This is a genomic window from Rhodospirillaceae bacterium, from assembly GCA_016712715.1.
GTDB lineage: Bacteria > Pseudomonadota > Alphaproteobacteria > Dongiales > Dongiaceae > Dongia.
Genome location: JADJQM010000001.1, coordinates 120,867 through 140,005 on the forward strand (window position 1 = coordinate 120,867; position 19,139 = coordinate 140,005).

The 19,139-nt window shown below is 62.4% G+C and carries 16 protein-coding genes and 1 pseudogene; 9 read left to right on the forward strand and 8 right to left on the reverse strand.

From position 1 onward, the window contains the following. The first annotated feature begins 97 nt into the window (after positions 1-97). The 5 genes from IPK59_00680 to IPK59_00700 all read left to right on the forward strand — a co-directional run bounded on the left by IPK59_00680 (position 98) and on the right by IPK59_00700 (position 4,582). Positions 98-901, forward strand: coding sequence for a hypothetical protein (locus IPK59_00680; protein MBK8157377.1), 804 nt, complete (start codon positions 98-100; stop codon positions 899-901). Continuing rightward, the gene (locus tag IPK59_00685; GenBank protein ID MBK8157378.1) at positions 898-1,755 is read left to right on the forward strand and encodes a DUF3037 domain-containing protein; all 858 of its coding nucleotides are present in this window, start codon (positions 898-900) and stop codon (positions 1,753-1,755) included. The genes IPK59_00680 and IPK59_00685 overlap by 4 nt, the downstream gene beginning before the upstream one ends. Before the next feature lie 654 nt (positions 1,756-2,409). Continuing rightward, entirely contained in the window at positions 2,410-2,928 is a 519-nt protein-coding gene (locus IPK59_00690; GenBank protein MBK8157379.1) for a hypothetical protein, read from the forward strand. A 154-nt stretch (positions 2,929-3,082) separates the two neighbouring features. Beyond that, the gene (locus tag IPK59_00695; protein MBK8157380.1) at positions 3,083-3,424 is read left to right on the forward strand and encodes a hypothetical protein; all 342 of its coding nucleotides are present in this window, start codon (positions 3,083-3,085) and stop codon (positions 3,422-3,424) included. Between the two features lie 435 nt (positions 3,425-3,859). Beyond that, positions 3,860-4,582, forward strand: coding sequence for a hypothetical protein (locus IPK59_00700; GenBank protein ID MBK8157381.1), 723 nt, complete (start codon positions 3,860-3,862; stop codon positions 4,580-4,582). A 19-nt stretch (positions 4,583-4,601) separates the two neighbouring features. Here IPK59_00700 and hutC read toward each other — a convergent pair whose 3' ends face one another. Continuing rightward, on the reverse strand, positions 4,602-5,315 hold the full coding sequence (hutC, locus tag IPK59_00705) for a histidine utilization repressor (protein ID MBK8157382.1): 714 nt from the start codon (positions 5,313-5,315) through the stop codon (positions 4,602-4,604). Positions 5,316-5,408: 93 nt separating this feature from the next. Between hutC and IPK59_00710 the strand changes: the two genes are divergently transcribed. Both IPK59_00710 and IPK59_00715 read left to right on the forward strand, forming a co-directional pair. Beyond that, positions 5,409-6,770 carry a formimidoylglutamate deiminase gene (locus IPK59_00710; GenBank protein ID MBK8157383.1) on the forward strand — a complete coding sequence of 454 codons (1,362 nt, stop codon included), beginning with the start codon at positions 5,409-5,411 and terminating at the stop codon, positions 6,768-6,770. A 50-nt stretch (positions 6,771-6,820) separates the two neighbouring features. Continuing rightward, a complete protein-coding gene (locus IPK59_00715) occupies positions 6,821-8,257 on the forward strand; it encodes a hypothetical protein (GenBank protein MBK8157384.1) in 1,437 nt (478 codons plus the stop codon). Here IPK59_00715 and IPK59_00720 read toward each other — a convergent pair. From IPK59_00720 to hutU, 6 genes and pseudogenes are all read right to left on the reverse strand, one after another. Beyond that, positions 8,254-9,600: a PepSY domain-containing protein gene (locus IPK59_00720; protein MBK8157385.1), complete on the reverse strand. Its 1,347-nt coding sequence runs from the start codon at positions 9,598-9,600 to the stop codon at positions 8,254-8,256. The genes IPK59_00715 and IPK59_00720 overlap by 4 nt on opposite strands. Before the next feature lie 64 nt (positions 9,601-9,664). Then, positions 9,665-10,096, reverse strand: coding sequence for a hypothetical protein (locus IPK59_00725; GenBank protein MBK8157386.1), 432 nt, complete (start codon positions 10,094-10,096; stop codon positions 9,665-9,667). Between the two features lie 208 nt (positions 10,097-10,304). Further along, positions 10,305-11,096 (reverse strand): N-formylglutamate deformylase, encoded by a 792-nt coding sequence (hutG, locus tag IPK59_00730; GenBank protein MBK8157387.1) that lies wholly within the window; start codon positions 11,094-11,096, stop codon positions 10,305-10,307. Then, positions 11,093-11,686, reverse strand: coding sequence for a HutD family protein (locus tag IPK59_00735; protein MBK8157388.1), 594 nt, complete (start codon positions 11,684-11,686; stop codon positions 11,093-11,095). Before IPK59_00735 ends, hutG begins: the two co-directional genes overlap by 4 nt. Next, positions 11,677-12,900, reverse strand: coding sequence for an imidazolonepropionase (locus tag IPK59_00740; protein ID MBK8157389.1), 1,224 nt, complete (start codon positions 12,898-12,900; stop codon positions 11,677-11,679). The genes IPK59_00735 and IPK59_00740 overlap by 10 nt, the downstream gene beginning before the upstream one ends. Positions 12,901-12,915: 15 nt before the next feature. Next, a pseudogene (hutU, locus tag IPK59_00745) lies at positions 12,916-14,586 on the reverse strand (urocanate hydratase). Between the two features lie 155 nt (positions 14,587-14,741). Here hutU and IPK59_00750 point away from each other — a divergent pair. Then, complete coding sequence (locus IPK59_00750; protein ID MBK8157390.1) at positions 14,742-15,623, forward strand: DMT family transporter; 882 nt, start codon at positions 14,742-14,744, stop codon at positions 15,621-15,623. 8 nt (positions 15,624-15,631) lie between these two features. Then, complete coding sequence (locus IPK59_00755) at positions 15,632-16,108, forward strand: 2,4'-dihydroxyacetophenone dioxygenase family protein (protein ID MBK8157391.1); 477 nt, start codon at positions 15,632-15,634, stop codon at positions 16,106-16,108. On the opposite strand, the gene IPK59_00760 is transcribed toward IPK59_00755, so the two are convergent. Next, positions 16,029-19,133, reverse strand: coding sequence for an efflux RND transporter permease subunit (locus IPK59_00760; GenBank protein MBK8157392.1), 3,105 nt, complete (start codon positions 19,131-19,133; stop codon positions 16,029-16,031). The genes IPK59_00755 and IPK59_00760 overlap by 80 nt on opposite strands. Positions 19,134-19,139 lie beyond the last annotated feature (6 nt).

Here is a 19,139-nt window from a genome sequence, read left to right on the forward strand (position 1 = left end):
ATTCGACATCGGCCTGTCTGCACTTCGCCGCGCGATTGACAGAACAACCGTTTTTGCGACTAATCCTCGCTAGAATCACATTCAGTGAAGGCCGGGTATGCTCACTACCGTAGAGCCGATAGAGTTTTCTCGGAAGATTGATACCGGCAAAACCAAACCCTCCCTGTTAGTGTGCGAGAAAGCGGACGGCGCGACCATCGAAGTAGTGGCGAAGTTTTCGGGAGGCTGCGAATCGCAGGAGGCTAGCTTGGTCCGCGAAACGATCGCAGCCTGCTTGGCCGCCGACCTGGGTTTGCCGGTGCCCCAACCCTATATAATTTTGGTTCCGCCCGAGTGGGAGAACATCGTGTCCGACCCCGGGCGACGGCAGCAAATTGCTCAGAGCTGCCGCACAGCGTTCGGGTCAACTTATTTGACCGGGCAGTATTCGCTCTGGACATCTGGGACGATGATAACTGACGAAATGCTGCCGACGGCGGCCGCCATCTTCGTTTTTGACGCACTAACCCAGAATTCCGACCGGCGGGCTTCCAATCCGAACTGCTTGGTAAAGGGAAAACAGATACGAATATTTGACCACGAGCTTACTTTTCCTACCATGCTACTCGGATTTATCGCTCCTTGGCGACCAGGTGGCCTTAAATCATTGGAAAATAACGAAAATCACGCGTTCAGACAGGCGTTGGTCGGGCGCCAAGTGGACTACAGCCCTATTAAAGCAGCTTGGCAAAACATATCCGACGTGCGTATTGGAGAATATGGGCAGAGCGTCCCAAAAGCCTGGGCGCACGCAAATGTCGTCGCACAGAACTCAATTGTCGCGAAAGCGTTATCTTCCATTAAGGACGCTCGCGATAATATTGACGGGTGCCTCGCGGAAGTGGAACGGGTGTTAAAATGAGCGGTAAGATTCCTTACAGCTACACAATCCTGCGTTACGTTCACGACCCGGTGACGGGCGAATTCGTCAATGTAGGGGTCTTGATGCACCTTCCGGAGCTTCGCAAGGTGCAGATCAAGACACGCACGTCTATCGGCCGCCTTCGCGGCGCTTTTCCGGATCTGGATAGGGACGCGTTCAACTCGGCCATGCGATCGATCAAGAGCGGTGTGTCGGCGGTTTCGCGCAGGTTGGCCGAGAACAACATGTTTGAGAGCGATCGTCACGCCGGCGATCTTGCGCGCTTGGCGCTCGCGACCGATGACAGTTCGCTGCAGTGGTCTAACCCGGGAGGCGGGTACACGAATAGCCCCGAGGCTACGCTGCAGCGGCTCTTCGCTCGGTATGTCTCAAAGTACGATACACATGCAAAATCTCGAAAGACCGAAGAAGATGTATGGCGTCCGGTGCGGGAGAAAATTGCCGAGCGCAAGCTGCCGATTGAGTTTGAAGAACTCGAAGTTGTAGGGGCCGCGGATACAATCCAGTTTGGTAATGCTTGGAAAAATGGAAAATGGCACGCTTACGAGCCGATTTCTTTCGACTTGGCAGATGCGAATGGGATCAAGGACAAAGCGCGAAGGTGGCGCGGGCATCTTGATGCCGCAGCCGATGGCGCCGACGCCACAGGCGTGAGCTTGCACTTGCTCGTCGGTAAGCCTCAGACAGCCGCGCTTCTTCCCGCGTACGAGCAGGCAGTCGAGATATTGCGGACTTCTGAATTCAAGCCGGCCATCTACGACGAGGCTCAAGTCGATACGCTTGTTAACGAGATGGAAGACGAAGTGAGAGCGCACGCCGCAAGCGGCGCTTAGCACCCAACCCAGCACCCAAATAGACCGAACTAAGCGGAAATAGGCCGAAGCCTAGAGCGAGGCGCCCGGCAAGATATCCTTTAATTCCAGGAAAATAGCGCACTAGAGCGCAATAGGCGGCACTCACTAGGCCGCATTACAAAACCGCTGCACTACCACTGTGCTACGCCGGCACGTCCGAGAAAAATGTGCCTCATATCAGGACGTTGACCAGATACGAGATCCACACGTTCCAGAAACTGAAAGCTCACGCGCAGGCATCCGGCCAGTTTCGCCATCCTGCGCGTACGGGGCTCTTCATACCCAAGCTTTAGCGGCCTGGGAAGGGGGATCGGTCGGCAGGGCTTCATGCATTGCTTGAGCCTCCTTTGTCGGCCTAGCCGGGCCTCAAAGCCCGAAATTGGCACCCCTAATCACGGCAGAGCGGACAAGCCGGCTAGTCGGTAGCTCGGGTATGGGCATCGATCATGCGCCGGGACTGGCAATCTATTGGTGGCCGGGCGCAACCTTTCCGGTGGATGATGATTAACCATCCATGCCGGGTTTCGTCGCCTCAGGCGAATCCAACACAACGCAGGCATTCTCAGATTCCATCGCGCCATATGCGCGACGGGGCCCAAGCATTCTTGCGCCCGCATTGCAGAACTGTGACCTATGGATGTTCTCAACTTCTATATGCCGGATATCGATTGGACGCTCTTCGATCGCGGTGATGTGTCGACAGAGATCTGGGGCAAGTTCAAAGAGGTTATTCTTCTATGCCACGCCGCGGTGCATTGGGAGAGAGAGCTGAAGGCGCTTCGCGGTTCGCGGCCTCAAGCTTTGCCGACGGGCACGCTCAACGGTTCAAATGGCCATATGTTGGGACAGTCCGTGCATAGCGCCATTCATCAGATCGAAATGCATATGAGGCGGGCCAATTTCCTTGCGACCGAAAAGATCCTGGAGATGGGCAAGGACGTGCCAAAAAAATATGACGGCAGTGCCGGGGCCAAGCTTTTTGTCGCACTCAGGGCATCCGTCGGCATCCAGGCGGATGATTGCAGCGCGCAATGCATATCCGTTTGTTTTACGGAGTTTGACGCGCAGCAAGAACTGGCCGGAGAGCCTGTTGCGATCGTCAGAAGATGGCAAGAGCGAGAGATTTCGGAAGCGCCACCACTGAAGGGGTGAGTTGAGCGCCGAGGCGCCAAATGGCAGCCGTCCCAGGCAAGGACACCGACTGTGACAAAACCGAAAGTTGCCGATTTCCCGTTACCTGCGTTATGTGGCTGTATATAAGCAAGCCAACAGGCTTCCCTGATGAGACGAATAGAAGGGGTCCTTGATGCACAAAGAAACCGACGACCTTTCCCGTGTGACCCTTTCCGACCGGGCCTACTGGAACGACGACCCGCAAGGATTCGTGGTGCGGCTGACCGGTAACGTCGATGTCCGGGCTGTCTTCTATGTGCCCTTGCTCCCGCCAAATTTCGGGACCTTTTCAAAGGATATCGGCGGGCGCCTCTATCTGACGCTCTCTGGTGCCGAAAGACTGTTGCTGGGACAAAATGTTAATGCGGCCATTCGGCAGAGGTTGCCCGATGGCGGGCCTAAGCTTCATTTGATGGGTAAGCTAGAGACCCAGCTGCTCGAAGAGGCGCAGTGCCGACACGTAGTGTTGCATTGACGCGCCGGCCGCTGCCTCCCACGCAAATAGCCCTGCCGATCTAGGAACTGCTGCAGCACGACCTGCCCAGACGATCCCAACCGAAAACAGTGCGGGCGCCCGATGGGGATGGCATCGGGCGCCCGCGATACGAAGCAGGGATGGGGACGGTTGGGTGAGCCCCGCTTCATGAACTGAACTTAGGGGCGAAGGGGCCAAGGCGTCTGTGACTGCGATCACAATCATGCGGGCGGCGCCGGCGCGATGAAGCCCGGCGGGCCTGATCCAGTGGTGGGGTAGCCCCGCCCCTGACGATGTCAGCTAAATGACAGGTTGGTAAGATATCGCCTGACGCCAATCAGCAATGGCATGGGCCGGGCGATTTCGTTAGGTTCCCGGCCTTAATATCCGGCCGGTCGCCAGATCTGGCCGGCCTGCACAATTAGGGGTTTCGACGTGGCAGAAGAGTTCAACGCCAAGCGCGCCTGGCGCAATTTCAAGCGCTATTTCAAATGGCGCGTCACACACCCCTTCGCGCCCTATGAGGATTATTATGTCCACGCCGTGATGACGAAGATCAATGCGGGCAGTGGTCATCCCGCTATCGGCTCGGCGTCGCGGCCTGTGCGTGAGCATGGCGAATTGTTGGAGTTCTTGCAGAGGTTTGGTCTGCAACCCAATGATGTTGCAGTAGATTACGGTTGCGGCTCACTGCGTCTCGGCCGCAGCGTCATCGACTATCTTGAGCCCGGCAAATTCTGGGGTGTCGACATTACCGACGAGTTCTACAAGCTGGGGCTCGAGGCGATGGACCCCGAATGGCTCCGGCAGAAGGCTCCGAAGCTTGGTGTCATCAATGCGGAAACGCTGGCCAAGGTAAGGGCCGACAAGCCGCGGCTGATCGGGTCCTGGCATGTCTGCTCGAAAGTGCCGGAAGCAAGACTCGACAGCTATCTCGGCAACATCATCTCGTTGATGTCGCCCGGCAGCATCGCCCTGGTGCATTTTCCCGAGACAGCGGAACGCCGCCAATTGTCCGGCCTCGCCTGGGCCAGCCCGCGCTCGTTGATCGAAGCGGTGGCGAAGCGCCATGCGCCCACGGCCCAGATCAGTTTCGAGCCGCTGGTCGACGGCGAAATCGACGGGATCCGCCAGACCCTGCTGGTGATCCGCGCCTAGCTGTCCCGCCGAGATCGGTTCACTTAGGCGCGATGCGCCCGGAGAGGCGGTAGCGGCTGCCCGGATAGATCAGGCGAACATGGCTCACCGGCTTGCCGGCTGACCAGGTGCGCCTTGTCAGTTGCAGGCAGGGTTCGTGGGCGTCGATCTTGAGCAACTTGCGTTCCGAAGCGCCGGGCAGCACCGCCTCGATGATGTGCTCGGCCTCGGATATGGGGGCTATGGCGGTCAGGTAGACATAGGGTGTCTGCCGCGTGAAATCCTGGTCGAGATAATCGGCGGCGTGGCGGGGATCGACATAGCGATCCTCTAGCTGCACCGGCAATTCGTTCTCCCGGTGCAGCAGTACGGAATGAAACACCCTGGCGCCGGGCTTGAGGCCGAAGGTGGCGGCGATCTCGTCCGGCGCCGGCTCGGCCTTCAGGGTCAGGATTTCGGCGCGGTGCTGATGGCCGCGCTCGGAAATCTCTTCGGCAATGTTGCGCACCTCGAACAAGGCGGCCTGGGGCTTGGCCATGGCGACGAAAGTGCCAACGCCCTGGACACGGGTGAGGCTTCCCTCGATGGTCAGTTCGCGGAGAGCGCGGTTAATGGTCATGCGGCTGACGCCGAGCGCCTTCACGAGCTCGGCTTCGGACGAGATGCGGTCGCCCGGATTCCAGGTGCCGGCCTTGATCCGATCGGCGATCATGCGCTTCACGCGCTGATAATGCGGTACGATTTCCTGGTTCATCTGCGGTCCCGACACGCTCCTTCAGCGGACTCGACACTGGGCCGAAAATCCAAGATATATATACATGTATAGACAGCCAACCGGGAAGCCCCCATGCCGCGCGCCGTTTTTGCCCCTATTGCCTTGCTGCCGGAGGGCTGGGCCGAGCAGGTCCTGATCGAGTTCGACCGCTCCGGCACAGTGACGAGCATCAAGACGGGTGTGACGGCGCCGGCAGATGCCGACCAGTGCCGCGGTCCCGTCCTGCCGGGCATGCCAAATCTCCACTCCCACGCCTTTCAGCGCGCGATGGCGGGCCTGGCCGAGGTGGCGCTCAATCCAGAGGACAGTTTCTGGACCTGGCGCGACCTCATGTACCGGCTGGTGGGACGGCTCACACCTGACCAGGTCGAGGACATCGCTCGCTATCTCTATATCGACATGCTGAAGGGCGGCTATACCGCGGTGGCCGAGTTCCACTATCTCCATCATGGACTGGACGGGAAGCCCTATGCCGACCCGGCCGAGATGTCGCGCCGGCTGCTGCGTGCTGCCGAGCGCGCCGGGATCGGCATCACGCTGCTACCCGTGCTCTACGCCCATGGCGGCTTCGGCGGCAAGGCGCCGACCGACGGCCAGCGGCGCTTCATCAATTCGGCCGACCAGTATCTGAAACTGCAGGAGATCCTGGCCAAGGATTGCGACGGTCCCGGCAAGCGTCTCGGCTTCTGCTTCCATTCCCTGCGCGCGGTGACCCTGGACGAGATCAAGGCGGTCATGGGCAGCAGCAAGGATGGCCGTCCGGTGCATGTACACATCGCCGAACAACAGAAGGAAGTGGATGATTGCCAGGCGTGGAGCGGGCGGCGTCCGATCCAATGGCTTTATGACAATGTGCCGGTCGACAATCGCTGGTGTCTCATTCATGCGACCCATGCCGAGGCCGATGAAGTGACGGCGATGGCCAGGAGCCGTGCTGTAGCGGGCCTCTGTCCGACGACCGAGGGCAACCTTGGCGACGGTCTGTTTCCGGCGGTTGAGTTCCTGGCCGAAGGCGGAATCATTGGCATCGGGTCGGACAGCCATGTCTCGCTGAGTGTGGTCGAGGAATTGCGCTGGCTGGAATATGGCCAGCGGCTGAAGCATGAACGGCGCAACCGGCTATACGGTGCCAACAAGCATGTGGCGGGTCATCTCTACCGCGCGGCATTGCAGGGTGGCGCCCAGGCGCTGGGGCAGAAGATGGGGGCGATCGCCGTGGGGCATCGCTCCGATCTGGTAGTGCTCGACGGCCAGCATCCGCTGCTGGCCCATGTCGGGGGCGATGACATTCTGGGGCGCTGGCTGTTCGCTGGCCTCAATGGCATGGTGAAGGATGTCATGGTGGGCGGCGAATGGGTCGTTCAGGATGGCCGCCACGCCGACGAAATCGAGGCTGGCCGAGCCTTTGCTGCCGCGGTGAAGGCAGTAGTTTGATCGCGTCGATCATGTAGGTGTCGCGCGAACCCTGATGGGGGAGGGTCGTCATGCCGTGGGTGCTGGTACCGCTCCTGCCGTTGCTCCTCTACAGCTCGCCCGTCTTCGCGGGCGTTTCACTCTCCTTGCCGTATCTGTTCATTCCGATTGCAGCGCTGCTTGGCCGGCGCTACGGATCAGCCGGGTTCATGACGGTGCTCCTGGGTGGAGTGCTGGCACTGGCGCCGTATCTGGAGACGTCGGGCGGGACGTTCGGCGGCGGTATCGACATCTATCTCATCGGCCTCTGGGTGTGCCGAGCGACGCTCTCGACCGATCCGGTCGGTGCGCTGATCGGGAGCAACACCTTCTGGCGCTCACCCTGGCTGTTCACCGCGGTTGTCATCCTTCTCCCGCTCAGCCTGTTCTTTGGCCGGCATGATCTGCAGGATGACATCGTCGCTGAAATCTATTTTCCGCTGCTCTCACTATTTTTCCTGGCTCTCTTCGTCCAGGGGCTGGCCGGCATTCGCACGATCTGGGTTGTGGGTGGACTGGCCGCAGCGACCCTCATCGGCATTCTTCTTGGCATCGGCCAGTTGCCGCCGGCAGGGGTGGTGGAGGTGCGGTATCATCTCGACGATCTGGCGACGTTTGCGGTCGGCCTTGGCTACTTCTTCGCGGGGCGCATTGTGGCCAGCATGGATGACACCCGTAACCCCTGGCAGCATCCTTATTTGACGATTGCGGGCTTCGTGTTACTCGCCGTGTTACCGCAGCTGACCTGGGCTTACCTGCCCGAACTGCCCCCAAGCGCCGGCTATGTTGGTTTCTACGGCCAGCATCTCGCTCTGCCGTTGGCGGCGCTCATGGCTGGCTATCTGCTGGGATACGGTGGCATCGGCTATGCCCTCGTCGTGACGATCATTCTCCTGGCGATCGCCAATGCGGGGTCCCTGCTGCTGGCGCAACGGGGATTATGGGTCAATGCCGAGCAACTGATCTTCTGTGTCGCGTTCGGATTTCTGGGGGTTCGCCTGCGCGACGTGCAGACAGGCAAGGCCCGCGCCTGGCCGGGTGGGCGCTGGTATGTCTATGGCTTGCTCGTGCTGCTGTGCCTGCCTGCGCTGTTCTCATGGGACGAGTTGCTCAAGTTTGTCTGGCCATTCGTTGCGGCTTTCGGCGCAGCATTGCTTGCGGTCTGCGTTGAGTGGCTGCGGCGGCGCCTGAAACTGCAGGATGTCACGCTGACTGGTGAAGGTTGGCTGAAGCTTGCCATCGCCATCGGCGTGCTGGCCGCCATCGCGGTCAACGCCCGGACCCTGTTCGACGGCCTGCTCGGCGAAGCAGACGCGCTCGATCTGCCGATAGAAATCGCCCTGCCGGCGATCCTCGTCATTCTCCATCTGCCGCTGGCCTATCTGGCGCGCGTGCTGGGGGAGGTCTGGCCGAAGATCGCCGACGATGTGCGAAGCGTTGCCAGGATATGGCGGACGCCGCCGGGCTAGGCTGCCTTTGCGCGCCAGCCGCGCGGGACCATGAAGTCGATCGCCAGGGCAACCAGGATCGATAGTCCAACCAGCGGAAAGACGATCCCCAGTACCGCCAGGATGAGAACGGCGCCCTTGGCGACACGGTAGTCGCTGGGATAGCGCGGCGCGCCGAGCGATCCCTTCGGGCGGCGTTTCCACCACATGATGGTGGCGGACACGCACATCAAGACGATGGCAAGACAGGCGCCCGTCATCACGAGCTGGTTGATGAGCCCGAATTCCTGGCCCATATGCACGCTGATGCCCCATTCGATGGCCTTGCCGCCGGCGCCGAGGTCCTTGAAGCCGGCATCGAACAGGATTTTACCGCTGTATTGGTCGAGATGGATGATCCGCTCATCGGCGATGTTGTCAGGATAGACCGAGGCGGTGTAGACGGCCTCGGGACCCTGCGGCAGATCGACAGCGTAGCCCTTGGCGATGCCGAGTTGGTCGAAGGTTGCCACGGCACGGGCGAGGCTGAACGCCGGCTCTCCTGTGGGAGTCGATTCCGGCATGGGCGCATTTTCCATGGTCCAGTTCACCTGCGTCATCGCATCCTTCATCGGCACGGTCGAAACGGGCACGTTGTCCCAATAGCCGGTGGGATAGCCGATGCCGGCCTCGTTCACATAGGTGTTCACCTTGTCGCCCCAGAAACCCGACCAGGGAAGACCCGTCAGCGCCAGGAAGACGATGAAAAAGCCGGTATAGATGCCGGTCACCGCATGGAGGTCGCGCCAGAAGGGCCGCTTCACGGCGCCGCTGCGGATCTTGAAGACACCGACGCCCTTGTTGCGCGGCCACCAGAGATAGATGCCGCTCACCACCAGGACGATGGCCCAGCCGGCCACCAGCTCGATGACGCGATTGGCGATCCAGCCGAAATAGTCGAGGCTGTGGATCTTGCGGATGAGCAGCATGATCGGCGAGCGCGCGGCACCACCGTCACTGAGGATTCCCAACACGTCGCCGGAATAGGGATTGAGATAGACGCGCTGCTTGCCGGAGTCGCCCTTGATCGTGACGATGGCGGAGGCGTCGGCGGCATTCGGTGGCAGGTAGGCCGTTGCCGTGGAGGGCAGGACGGCGAGGGCGCGCGCCAGGATGTCGTCGGGTGACAGCGGTGCCTGGGCCTGCGGCTCGACGACCAGATACTGCGCATAGAGGACGCGGTTGAGTTCGTCTTTGAAGAGATAGGCACCGCCGGTCACGGCCAGCAGGATCATGAACGGGATGACCATCAGGCCGGCATAGAAATGCCAGCGCCAGATGGCGCGGTAGAGCGGCGAGGGTGCCGCGGAATTGGCAATGGACATGGTAATTCCCCATGGAATTGCGCGCGCAAGGGCGCGCTCGTGGCTGATCGAGGTGAAAGGTCGCTCAGATCAGCGCGGCTGGGGGTGCCCGCGAGGGGAGGTCGGAGGGGAAGAGGACAGTGCGTGCAAAGACGATCTCGGCCCGTGGCACGGAGGCGATCGATGCGCGCGGATAGACGATGAACTGGGCCGTGGCGTCCGGCACCGGGAGGACCGGCATGCCGATGGCGGCGGCGCAGGCGATCTTGCAGGCGAGGCAATCGCCATCCGGCACCTGGCTGTCTGGCGCGGATTTGGCGGGGTCGGCCACGACGATTCGGCCGTCCTCGAGGCACAGCATGCCGAGGCCGAGCGCCTCATGTTGCGCCATGGCCAGGGCATGGGCGTTCGATGCCGCCAGCCCCAGGATCGACTGGAACAGCAGCACATAGGCCAGCGCCAGAACCGGCCAGAGCGACCGGCGGCGCAGTCTTGAAAGGAAGCTTGGTCCCCGCATTGCGTATTTTCTACGCGGTGACGTCCGGGTCTGCAAGTCCCCCTCACCCCAACCCCTCTCCCGCGAGGGGAGAGGGGCGTGAGCACGCATTCACATCTGAAATGAATGGCAAGGCTGGATATTGCCGGCAGATTTCATTCCGTCTCCCCTTGCGGGAGAGGGTCAGGGTGAGGGGTGTTTCTGTACATTCAGTCAGAAGCAGCCAAAATCAAGCCGGTCGCCACTGCACCATCGTCTCAACAAAGCGGGCGAGGACCGACTGGACGCGGGTGGCGAGACCGGCCTGGTAGTCGAAGGGCGGCTCCTCGCGCATATAGGTGCGCTGGGCCAGTTCGAGCTGGACGGCGTGGACGCCCTGGCCCGGGTTGCCGTACTGGCGGGTGATATGGCCGCCCTTGAAGCGGCCATTCACGACATGGGTGTAGCCAGGCACGTCGCAGGTCCTGGCGAGCTCAGCGGTCAGCGCCGGCGCGCAGCTCTTGCCCTCGTTGGTGCCGATGTTGAAATCGGGCAATTGCCCCTCGAACAGGCGCGGCACATGACCCTTGATCGAATGCGCGTCGAACAGGACCGCATGGCCGTGCTCGGCTGTCAGGCGCGCGAGCTCGGCGCCGATGCGGTTGTGGTAGGGATGCCAGATATCGTCGAGATAGCGCCCACGGGTTTCGGCGCCGGGCATCTTGCCGGGGGCAAAGAGCGGCTGGCCATCGAACAGCGTATCGGGATAGAGGCCGGTGGTCGCCGTGGCGTAGAGCGGCTTGTCGTCGGAGGGGCGGTTGAGGTCGATGTTGAAGCGCGACCAGCGGGCAATGAGCAGGCTCGCCCCCATCGCTCGGGCAAAATCATAGAGGATCGGCAGATGCCAATCGGTATCGCACAGGCCCTGGGCGGGGCTGGCGAGACCAGCCGCCACCTCCGGCATCAGCCCGGTGCCGACATGCGGCATGCTGATGAGAAGGGGTGAAGTGCCGGGGATGAAATCATAGGCGTCCAAGCTCATGGGGCTTTGCCTTCATCGGCTTTCAGGGAGATCACGATCAGCCTTGCCTTAGGGCTGGTGACGGTGATCGCCACGGTTTCCGTGCTGTCGCTTTCAAGGTGCAGCGTGTTGCCGTCCTGCAAGATCTCACCGCCGCACTCGGCGGCGCCGTTGAGGAGATGGAGGATGGTAAGCGGCGCCACGGCGAGTGTCAGGCGCTGATCCTTGACGAGGTCGAAGGCATTAACCGCCGCCATGCCCCAGGCGCGCCGCACCATGACGTTGAAATCCTGGATGGCGCCGTCGATCAGGCGGCAATCGGTTTTCCATTCGCCCTTGAAGGCATGGGGGCGCAGCGGCTTTGCGATCACCACCGGCGGTGCCGCGTTATCGAAGCTCAGCACCATGCCGTTGCCACCGATCAGCATGATCTGGCGGTCGATGCCCTCGAAGGTCGAGAAGGGTCCGGGTGTTGCCACGTCGGCGACGGAGAGACGCCAGTTGAAGCCGCCATCGGGGGCCGGATCCTGCAGCAGCTCCAGCGTCGAGCCGCCGCCGTTTTTCCACGGCATGCGCTTGTAATCGGTCGGACCAAGAAGCTTCAGGCGCATCGTTTCACCCAATTGCCGGTCTTGATGATGCCGGCGCAGGGATTGCCGCCGAACCAGTAGCTGAGCTCCGCCGGCCGCTCGACCGACCAGATCGCGATGTCGGCCGCCATGCCGGTCTTCAGAATGCCGTGACTGCCCTCCAGCCCCAGCGCCCGGGCGGCGTGGCGTGTAGCGCCCAGCAGCACTTCCTCTGGTGTCAGGCGGAAGAAGGTGGTGGCCATGCTCAGCATGAGAAGCAGCGACAAGGTGGGCGAGGTGCCGGGATTGTGGTCGGTCGAGATGGCGATGGGCACGCCTGCTTTGCGGAAGCCCTCGATCGGCGGCAGTTTCGTTTCACGCAAGGCATAGAAGGCGCCGGGCAGCAGCACGGCGATGGTGCCGGCCCTGGCCATGGCATTGATGCCGGCATCGCTCACATATTCGAGGTGATCGCAGGAGAGCGCGTTGAACTCGGTGGCGAGCTGCGTGCCGCCCTGGTCCGAGAGTTGCTCCGCATGGAGCTTCACCGGCAGGCCCAGTTTCCGCGCCGTGTCGAACACACGGCGGGTCTGCGCCGGCGTGAACGCGATCTTTTCGCAGAACGCATCGACCGCATCGGCGAGATGCTCGCCGGCGATGGCGGGCAGGATCTCATGGCAGACAAGGTCGATATAGCCGTCACTGTTGCCGGCAAACTCCGGCGGCAGCGCATGGGCGGCAAGGCAGGTGGTGCGTACCGTGACCCGATGGCTGTCGCCAAGCTTCCGCGCGGCGGCCAACTGCTTGCGTTCGTTCGCCAGATCGAGGCCATAGCCGGATTTGATCTCGATCGTGGTGACGCCTTCCGCCGTCAGTTCCGCCAGGCGCTTACCGGCCGAGGTGACGAGGTCATCGAGGGTCGCGGCCCGGGTCGCCTTGACGGTGGAGGCGATGCCGCCGCCGGCTTTGGCGATCTCCTCATAGGTGGCGCCCTTGAGGCGGAGTTCGAATTCCGCCGCGCGGTCGCCGCCATAGACAAGATGCGTGTGGCAATCGATGAGGCCCGGCGTCACCCAGCGACCGCCGAGCTTGACGGTTTCCTTGGCGTCGCCCGCGGGAAGGTCGGCGCGCTTGCCGATCCAGGCGATCCTGCCATCGGCAATCGCCACGGCCGCATCATCGATGGCGCCGTAAGGCTGGCCGTTCTCCGACATGGTCGCGGCGCGGCAGTCGGTCAGCAGGGCGTCCCAGGTCATGAAGGTGCCGGTTCTCTACTTGTTGAGCATCGGCAGATTTAGACCCTGTTCGCGCGCGCATTCAATGGCGCTCTCATATCCCGCATCGGCATGGCGCATGACCCCGGTGCCGGGATCGTTGGTCAGCACGTTGCGCAGGCGCCGGTCGGCGTCTTCCGAGCCGTCGCAGAGCACCACCATGCCGGAATGCTGCGAGAAGCCCATGCCGACACCGCCGCCATGATGGAGGCTGACCCAGGTGGCACCGGACGCCGTGTTGAGGAGAGCGTTCAGGAGCGGCCAGTCGGAGACCGCATCCGAGCCGTCCATCATGCCTTCGGTTTCGCGGTTGGGGCTGGCGACCGAGCCTGAATCAAGATGGTCGCGGCCGATAACGATCGGCGCCTTCAGCTCGCCCTTGCGCACCATCTAGTTGAAGGCGAGGCCCAGCTTCATGCGCTGGCCCAAGCCCACCCAGCAGATGCGGGCGGGGAGGCCCTGGAACTTGATGCGGCTCGCTGCCATGTCGAGCCAGTTGTGGAGATGCTTGTCGTCAGGGAGCAGTTCCTTGACCTTGGCATCGGTCTTGTAGATGTCCTCGGGGTCGCCCGAGAGTGCAACCCAGCGGAACGGTCCCACGCCGCGGCAGAAGAGGGGGCGGATATAGGCCGGGACGAAGCCCGGGAAATCGAACGCGTTGGTGACGCCCACTTCCTTGGCCATCTGGCGGATGTTGTTGCCGTAGTCGAAGGTGGGGACGCCCATCTTCTGAAAGTCGAGCATCGCACGCACCTGGACGCCCATCGATTCCTTGGCGGCCTTGATGACGGCGGCCGGATCCTTCACGCGCATCTCGGCGGCCTTGGCGAGCGACCCGCCGGCAGGCAGGTAGCCGTTCAAGGGATCATGGGCGCTGGTCTGGTCAGTCACCATGTCTGGACGCAAGCCACGCTTGTACATTTCTGGGAAGATCTCGGCGGCATTGCCAAGGAGGCCGATCGAGATCGGCTTGCCGTCCTTCTTGGCCTTGTCGAGCAGCGCCAGCGCTTCATCGAGGGAGTTCGCCTTGACGTCGACATAGCGCGTCTCCAGCCGCTTCTCGATGCGCGAAGGTTCGCATTCGACGGCGATCATCGAGGCGCCGGCCATGGTCGCGGCCAGGGGCTGCGCGCCGCCCATGCCGCCGAGGCCCCCGGTCAGGATCCAGCGGCCCTTCAGGTCGCCGCCGTAATGCTGGCGCCCGGCCTCGACGAAGGTCTCATAGGTGCCCTGCACGATGCCCTGGCTGCCGATATAGATCCAGGAGCCTGCGGTCATCTGGCCGTACATCATCAGGCCCTTGGCATCCAGTTCGCGGAAATGATCCCAGGTCGCCCAATGCGGCACGAGGTTGGAATTGGCAAGCAGCACGCGGGGCGCATTCTCATGGGTGCGGAACACGCCGACGGGCTTGCCGGATTGGATGAGGAGTGTTTCGTCCTTCTCCATCTTCTTCAGCGTCTCGACGATCTTGTCGAAGCAGGCCCAGTTGCGCGCGGCCTTGCCGATGCCGCCATAGACCACCAGCTCACCAGGATTCTCGGCCACTTCCGGATCGAGATTGTTCATCAGCATGCGGAGCGGCGCCTCGGTCGCCCAGGACTTGGCGTTGAGCGTGGTGCCGCGCGAGGCACGGATGATGCGCTGGTTGGTGGTGGGGGCGTTCATGGGCGACACTCCATCGCGTTAACTTGTATATACATGTATGGACAATAGCATGCGCGTTTCCGGCCGACAACCGGGAAGAGGGCGGTTTTCAGGGGCCTGGATATGGGAGGAAAGGCCCTATAAGGTGCCTGGGGTTGGGGTGGTGTGGGGACAAAATGTCGAATGAAATGAAGGGTGTGCTGCTGGCGATCGGGGCGACGATCGGCTGGAGCCTCAGCGGCATCTTTGTTCGCTATGTCCCCGAGATCGACCCCTGGACCTTCAACGCCTATCGCGGTGCCTCCATGAGCTGCGCGCTCCTGGTCTGGATGCTGTTGCGCTACCGTGGCCAGGTGATCGCCCATTTCAGGCAGGCGACACCGATCCCCCTCATCGCCACGGCCGGCTTCTTCGGCATCGGCTCATCGCTCTATATCCTCGCCATGCAGCAGAGCAGTGTCGCCGCCGTTTCCTGCGTCGCCGCCACCTCGCCGCTCTTTGCGGCGCTCCTCGCCTGGATGTGGTTGGGCGAGCGTACGCGCCTCATGGTGTTCGTCGCCATCCTGGTGGCCCTGGCCGGCGTCGCCATCGTCGCCTTCGGCGAGAGCGGTGTCTCGATCAGTGGTCTGCAAGGATCGCTCATCGCCCTCGTGGTCGCTCTCTGCTTTGCCGGGCAGAGCGTCACCCTGCGGCGCTATCATTCGGTCGAGATGGCGCCGTCGCTGATCGTCGGCGGGTTCGGCATCCTCATCGCCGTGTCGCTGACGGTAGGCCTGAAGCCGATCAGCCTCAACGAAGCCATGATCCTCGCCGTCATGGGCACAGTGCAGCTGGCGCTGCCGCTCGTGCTCTATATGCGCGGGGCGCGTTATGTGCCCGCCGTGCAGATGGTGCTGATTTCGCTCGCCGATGCGTTTCTCAATCCGTTCTGGGTCTGGCTGGTGCATGGCGAAGTGCCGGTGGCCAGCGTATTCTGGGGCGGCGCGCTCATCCTTGGGGCCATCGCGGTCGTAACCATCCGCCGCGCCGCCCCAGCCACAGCCATGCCATCAACCTGAGAGCAGCCATGAAGTTCAGCAGCGTCAACGAAATGACCGAGATCGTGCAGCATGTATCGGCGGACGATCCGCTCTGGGTCCCGATCACGGATGAGGTGCAGTTCCGGCCGCTGATGTTCGATTGCTCCAACGGCGCCTGGTCGAACGTGCTGAAGGTGACGCCGGGTGGCAGCCTTGCCTGCCACTATCACACGGCGCCGGTCCATGCCTTCGTGCTGGAGGGGGCGTGGCGCTATCTGGAACATGATTGGGTGGCCGAGACCGGCAGCTTCATCTACGAACCGCCGGGCGAGGTGCATACACTCCATGCCGACGAGAAACGCGGCATGAGCACGTTCTTCGTCACGCGCGGGTCGCTGGTCTATACCGATGCCAAGGGCCAGCAGATCGGCTTCGAGGACGTGTTCACTCGGCTGGCGCGCTTTCGGGAGCATTTGTCCCAGTCGGGGCTGGATCAGACAATTGCCGATCAGCTGATTCGCTGACCCGGGCCGCGATCAGGCTGTAGGCGACCGGCACCACGAACAATGTGAAGAAGCTGCCGAAGGTGAGGCCGCCGACGATGACCCAGCCGATCGCCTGGCGCGATTCGGCGCCGGCACCCTCGGCCAATGCCAGCGGGATCGTGCCCAGCACCATGGCGCCGGTGGTCATGAGGATCGGCCGCAGGCGCAAGACGGCGGCATCGATCACGGCTCGAATGCGGTCGGCACCCGCCTCGCGGCGCTGATTGGCGAATTCGACGATCAGGATGCCATGCTTGGTGATGAGGCCGATCAGCGTCACGAGGCCGATCTGGCTGTAGACATTGAGCGTGCCGCCGGTCATGTGCATGGCAATGAGGGCGCCGGTCATGGCGAGCGGCACCGTCAGCATGATGATGAACGGATCGCGGAAGCTCTCGAACTGGGCGGAGAGCACCAGATAGATGAAGACGAGGGCGAGGATGAACACCGTGACGCCGCTCTGGCTGGAGGCCAGGAATTCGCGCGACTGGCCGGCATAGTCGATCTGCATGGTGTTGGGCAGGGTTCGCGCCACGATCTCCTGCAGCGCCTGTAGCGCTTCGCCGGAGGTGATGCCCGGAGCCGCGTTGACCGATACGGTGGCGGCGCGCAGCTGGTTCCAGCGGTTGAGGTCCTTCGGTGCCACGGTTTCGCGGATGCTCACCAGGTTTGAGAGGGGAATCATCGCCCCGCCTTCGGCGCGCACATAGATGAGCTTTGCCTGGTCCGGCGTGGTGCGTGAGCGATCGTCGACCTTGACCACAACATCGTATTGCCGGCCATCGCGCTTGAAGCGCGTGACGTCGCGGCCGGCCAGCAGGGATTCGATCGTGGCGCCGATGCGGTCGATATCGATGCCGAGATCGGCCGCCTTGTCGCGATCGACGGTGAGGCGGATTTCCGGCTTGGATAATTTGAGATCGGAATCCGGGTTGGCGAGGCGCGGGTCATCCAGCGCCGCATCGACCACGGCCTGGGCGGTGGCGTCCAACTCCTCATAGGTGCCGGTGCTGAGGATGACGATCTCGGCAGCCTTCTGATTGGGTCGGCCACCGAGTGACGCCGGCACGTTGACGAAGGCGTTCACGCCGGGAAGTTGCGACAGCGGCCCGCGCAACGAGGCGGCGATTTCCTTGGAGGAGCGTTCGCGTTCCTCCCAGGGCTTCAGGCGGATGGGTGCCATCGCCTGCGAGGGGCTTTGATTGCCGGTCACGGTGTTGAAGGCGCTCACCTCGGGGATGGCCGCGAACAGCGCTTCCATCTTCTGCACATAGGCCGAGGTGTAGTCGATGGTGGCCCCTTCCGGGCCGGTGACGGTTGCAAACAGCAGGCCGCGATCCTCGACCGGGGTGAGTTCGGAGCGCAGGCCGCTCACCAGCCAGAAGGCCGAACCTGCGACGCCGATCACCAGCAGGACCACCAGCCAGCGCAGCTTCATGCAGAGTTCGAGGCTGCTGCGGTAGCCCTTGGCGAGGCCCACCAGCAGATACTCGATGGCACCGTAAACTGGACCGTGCTTTTCATGCTCGCGGTCCGGCAGCAGCTTGGCGCACAGCATCGGAGCGAGGGTGAGGGCGACGAAGCCCGAAATCAGCACGGCGCCGGCCAGTGTCAGGGCAAATTCGACAAACAGTTTTCCGGTGCGTCCGGTCTGCAAGGCGACCGGCACATAGACGGCGGCGAGCGTGATGGTCATGGCCAGCACGGCAAAGGCAATCTCGCGGCTGCCGACCAGGGCCGCCCGCAGGGGCGAGAGGCCTTCTTCGATATGGCGGTGGATGTTCTCCAGCATGACGATGGCATCGTCGACCACGAGGCCGATCGCCAGCACGAAGGACAGCATGGTGAGCGTGTTGAGGGTGAAGCCCAGCGCATACATGAGCGCGCAGGCGCCGATCAGAGAAAGCGGAATGGTCACCAGCGGGATGATGGTGGCGCGGACCGAGCGCAGGAAGAAGATGATGACCAGCAGGACCAGCACCACGGCTTCGCCGATGGTGCGATAGACGTTCTCGATCGAGCGGGCGATGAAGGTCGAGGAATCGTAGGCCAGTTCCAGCTTCATGCCGCTGGGCAGGGATTGCTGGATGGCGGGCAAAGCTGCCCTGATCTCCTCCGACACGTCGAGCGGGTTGGCGGTCGACTGCTTGATGATGCCGAGCGTGACACCGTTCTTGCCGTTGATGCGGGCGCGCACGGAATCGTCATAGGCTGCAAGCTCGATATCGGCGACATCGCCAAGGCGGACCAGCGCCTTGCTCGATTTGCTGACGATGATCGCGGCGAATTCCTCCGGCGTGTTGATGCCGGTATCGGAGAGGACCGAGAATTCGCGCGACTGGCTTTCGATGGTGCCCGCCGGGATCTCGACATTCTGCGCACGGAGCGCGTCCTCAATCGACTGCACGGTGAGCTTGAAGGCGGCGAGCCGTTCCGGCTTCAGCCAGACGCGCATGGCGGGCTTGCGTTCGCCGAAAATGCGCACTTCGGAAATGCCGGTCAGGGTCTGCAGGCGGTTCTTTACGAAGCGGTCTACATAGTCGGAGATCTGCAGCGAGGAATCCATCTCGCTGGTGAAAGCCATCCAGATGATCGGCTGGGCGTCGGCCTCGACTTTGGCGATGACCGGCTCCTCGACATCGTCGGGCAGCTTGCCGCGCGCGCGAGAGACACGGTCGCGCACATCGGCGGCGGCGGCATCGATATCGCGGTCGGAGCGGAAGGTGATGCTGATGCGGGAGGATTCGGCGCGGCTCGTGGATTTGATGAAGTCGATGCCTTCGATGCCGGAGAGGCTTTCCTCGAGCGGCTGCGTCACCTGCAGTTCGATGATCTCGGCCGAGGCGCCGCGGAAGGTCGCGGAGACGCTGACCACCGGTTCGTCGATATTGGGATATTCGCGCACCGCCAGGCGCTGATAGGCGATAATGCCGATCAGCAGGATGACGAGGTTGATGACCGTGGCGAAGACCGGCCGGCGGATGCAAAGCTCTGGCAGGCGCATGCCCTT